Source organism: Nostoc sp. (assembly GCF_036916975.1).
Classification (GTDB): Bacteria; Cyanobacteriota; Cyanobacteriia; order Cyanobacteriales; family Nostocaceae; genus Nostoc.
Window position 1 is genome coordinate 1 of sequence record NZ_JBALFF010000087.1, and the last position, 3,102, is coordinate 3,102.

Annotated in this window: 2 protein-coding genes; one reads left to right on the forward strand and one right to left on the reverse strand. The window is 40.8% G+C overall.

The window, feature by feature from the left end; genetic code table 11:
* Positions 1-942 (reverse strand): FecR family protein (locus tag V7K73_RS22340; protein WP_334883145.1); only part of this gene is annotated, 942 nt, incomplete at its 3' end.
* A gap of 553 nt (positions 943-1,495) precedes the next feature.
* Between V7K73_RS22340 and V7K73_RS22345 the strand changes: the two genes are divergently transcribed.
* A complete protein-coding gene (locus tag V7K73_RS22345; RefSeq protein WP_334883146.1) occupies positions 1,496-3,004 on the forward strand; it encodes a hypothetical protein in 1,509 nt (502 codons plus the stop codon).
* Positions 3,005-3,102: the final 98 nt, after the last annotated feature.

Here is a 3,102-nt window from a genome sequence, read left to right on the forward strand (position 1 = left end):
TGTTGGAGTAGTTGAGGTTACGGATGTTGGAGTAGTTGAGGTTACGGATGTTGGAGTAGTTGAGGTTACGGATGTTGGAGTAGTTGAGGTTACGGATGTTGGAGTAGTTGAGGTTACGGCTGTTGGAGTAGTTGAGGTGTTAGGTGATTTCTCAGTTGAGGTTACGGGTGTTGGAGCAGTTGGGCTATTAGGACGAGTTAGCCGCATTTCAATTACTCCCTCGCCTCTGACCGATGGCTGTGCTTTCAAAGCCGCAGTAGTTTCGGCTTGAACACTGGTGATTGCTGGATCGTGATGTGTAGGCACAGAATTTTGCCTATTCAAATCAAGTTCCCGAACCAGTTGGCTCGTTTCATAAAAATTTCTCAGATCAAAATCATATAAGTTCTGAAATTCCCCTTTAACTAGAACTATCATCTGCCCTGCTTCCAGCACCTTAGTTTCAGAAGCTTCCTTGTTAGAAACTTCAATGCCGCTATTTGTCAGCGCACCCACAATTGTGGTGTCTGTTTGTTGGTCGTAGCGTACAAATAATGCTGAACCACGAATTGCTGCTGCTGCACTTGGCGTTTGTATACGTGTTTGCCCCCTTCCTGGTGGGATGAGCAGCAACACAGTCCCATTTGAGAGTTTAAAGTCACGAGTCTTCGGCAAAAATTGAAATAACGCCTCTTCTCCAACTCGTGCCAAAGAGCCATCATTGAAACGCAAATCTGCTAGAGATGCTCGACCAGTTGACAGCCCGTCCCCAGGAGTCATTGCATCTAACTTGCGTGCAGGACGTTTCTTCAGTTTATCTTTGGGTATCAGTTGTACCATATTGCGGAGGTCTTGAATCTCTGCTCGCGTCAAAGGGGTTATGGCACTTACCTTATTTGGCAAAGGCAGTACTATGACTCCCGATAAACCAATCACTAACAATAGATACGATTTATAAAACATAGTTTGATAACTTGTGATTTTAAAGTAATACCAAAAAATTTAAAGTTTAAGCTATTGATAATTCTTATAGCAATTTTATTTAGTAAATTTATCTGTACTTTAGCCTAGATTGAATGGATACAAATAGACAACAAATAAATTATGTGTTTAGCTGATTTAAGTTTTTTTATAAAACTAGCATTAGATACAAGAAAGCCTGCGGCAATTTCAAGGTTAGTACTTGCTTGATATTAACAATTAAATCAGGAGTATTTTACAGATAATCCATTTTAATCAGGTCAACTACAGTGACAAAAAGTTGTTATGGATCTGTTGTAAAATGAGTTACTGCCTTTATTTCACTAGATTTGAGCATAAACTGTAACTGTATCCGATCATCTCAGTTTTACAAAATAATTTGGGGAAAAATCCGAAAAGGAGCAATTTCAGTTTGTAGTTTCAGTATATGGCTACAAAGCTAAGATAGATGAACTCAATTGTATATTCTGAGTCGGAACCTCCGATACAGCTTGTGGGTATACATTTGCCAAAGGCGATCAACGCAATCTAACAGATGCAACTCAAAAACTGGAAGAATTTGTTTTTTTGTATTTTGTTAGTTTCCAGTGGTGGAAGCTGGTGTTGGATTAAAGCAGATGCGGCAGAATCTGCAAATACAGATATTTTGCATTCTAAAAATTTAGCAAGCACACAGGTAAATTATCAGCTATGTCAGAATTTGGAGCAAGAGCTAATTAACTCTTTGTGCAAGCAGTCCAGTGAGTCGCATCTTTCAAAATCGCAGATGCCGTTGAAAAAGAGGCAAGGGAGCAGGGAGCTATTAGCTGGGGAGATAGTAAATATGGGAATTCGACCCCACCTGTTGCGCCAGCTTACCGTAGGGTACGATAACCAGTTAATAGAAGTGGGGGGTTCAGACTCATGTTCCCCCCTTCATTTCCACGACAGGAAGAAGGGGGCATTTCCCCAAACTTTTAGCCCCCAACCAAGAACCTCTTCGTTAAAGCTGGCGCAGCAAACACGCGAAACTACTCAAGCCCCAAACACAACCAAAGAATCTGGGGATACTCAAAACCAAAATGACCCGCCACAGCTAGAATCGCAGCCAAGTAATTTGCCTACATCTCCTCCAGACTCAAAAGAGGAACTGTTGAATGCATCTGAGATAAATCAGTCCCAAAGGCTAGAGAGGCTAATAGAGCTACTACGATCGCCAAAACAGCCACCTGAATCTGATAGCGATAGCGAATTGGGATTACGGGTGCGGTTACGACCCCTAGAACAGCCTACTTTTCCACTAATAGAACAACCCGTAGTTAAATTTAAACCTATAGGCTATCTACAAGGACATGTAGCCTACTTCCAAACCAGTAATATTTTTTCCTCAAAGGATATTCCTATAGAAGATGGTTTAATTTTTTCTGGACTGACGTTAGCCTCTGCATATTTCCCTTTGGGAGCTAAGACTTTTTTAAACGGTTCAATTGATGGGAATTTGATTCGTTATATTAATCAGTCGCAATACGATTACAACCAGGTAAGATTTAATCTCGGTATTTACCAGCAGCTATCGCAGCGAATGTTTGGAGAAGTTAGTTGGAGCAATCAACAGTTATTTTATGCCAACAACAGCGATCGCCTGGATAGCTTCAAAGCAGGCGATCGCTTTTTAAATGAGAATTCTTTGCAAGTGTCTTTAGGGCGGCGAGATCCCCTAACTTCAAAATTAATACTAAATAGCTTTTACGAATTGAGTGTAAATTTCGCTGATCCCCAAAGTCGCGATCGGATCATCAATTCCTTTTGGGTGTCTCTAAACTACTACTTGCAAAAGCCTCTCCAGGTTGGTATTGACTACCAGGTGAACTTTTCGGACTTTACACAGCGCGATCGAGAAGACCAATTTCATCGACTATTCGGACACTTAAATTACCAAATATCTGATACCAACAATATAAATGTGCAGGCTGGAGTGAGTTTAGGTAGTTCAACAGGCGAAAACATTGATTTTGATGGCTGGTTCTTCAGTATTAATTACAGTTTGCAATTAGGTCAGTTTTGATAAGAGTTAGGAGTTTGGAGTTAGGAGTTTGGAGTTAGGAGTTTGGAGTTAGGAGTTTGGAGTTAGGAGTTTGGAGTTAGGAGTTTGGAGTTAGGAGT

Excerpts from the sequence above, each read along its gene's own strand:
- V7K73_RS22345 (WP_334883146.1), top strand. The coding sequence starts at position 1,496 with ATGCAACTCAAAAACTGGAAGAATTTGTTTTTTTGTATTTTGTTAGTT.